Genomic DNA, 638 nt, shown 5'->3' with positions numbered 1-638 from the left:
CCGCGCGCCGCGACGACGGCCACCACGTCCCAGTCCGCGCGCGGCCTGTTCACGTCACGCCGGGCCGGGTTGCACAGGCGCTGGTGGCGCACCTGCCCGCAATCCATGATCCAGTCGTACAGGACGGAGGAGGGCAGGCCGTGGGCCAGCACCCGCTGCACGGCGGCTTCCGCGCGGCCCAGCCATGATTCGGTCACGGCCAGCGCGCATTGTTCGGCGGGCATGATGGCCTGATCGGGTAAATGGGCGAGACCGGGTAAATGGGCAAGACCGGGCAAATCAGAAAGATTGGGCAGGAGGGCATCACCGGGAGCGCCGGGCTGCGCGGGCGAAAGAGGATGGCGCGCGCTCATGGCCGGTCCCCCCGGTTTTCCGCGAAGGATGTGCCATCCGTGGCGTCGGAAGGAGCAGCGGCGGGCGCAACCCCGTCACCCAGCGCCGCCTGACGCCGCGCAGCGTGCACCACATCCGGCAGGGTCACGGCGAAAAAGCGTTCCGCCGGGGTGTCCAGCGCAAGGTCCGGCTGGCGCCAGTTGCGCCAGTTGCGGGCGGTGGCCACCGGTTCGCGGGCCAGGTCCGCGTAGGCCGCGCCGTAGGCGGCGGCGATGCGCTCCGGCCGCCAGTGGGCCTCCATCCAG

2 pseudogenes are annotated in these 638 nt (G+C 71.8%); both read right to left on the bottom strand.

Annotation, left to right across the window (positions count from 1 at the left end):
- Positions 1-353 (bottom strand): annotated as a pseudogene (locus FVW27_RS18570) (hypothetical protein); the annotation flags it as partial.
- Positions 350-638, bottom strand: a pseudogene (locus FVW27_RS18565) (glycosyltransferase family 1 protein); the annotation flags it as partial. The pseudogenes FVW27_RS18565 and FVW27_RS18570, both read right to left, overlap by 4 nt.

The organism is Nitratidesulfovibrio liaohensis (genome assembly GCF_011682075.1).
GTDB lineage: Bacteria > Desulfobacterota > Desulfovibrionia > Desulfovibrionales > Desulfovibrionaceae > Cupidesulfovibrio > Cupidesulfovibrio liaohensis.
Note: the sequence above shows the minus strand (reverse complement) of the source record. Positions and strands in the feature narration are given on the sequence as shown.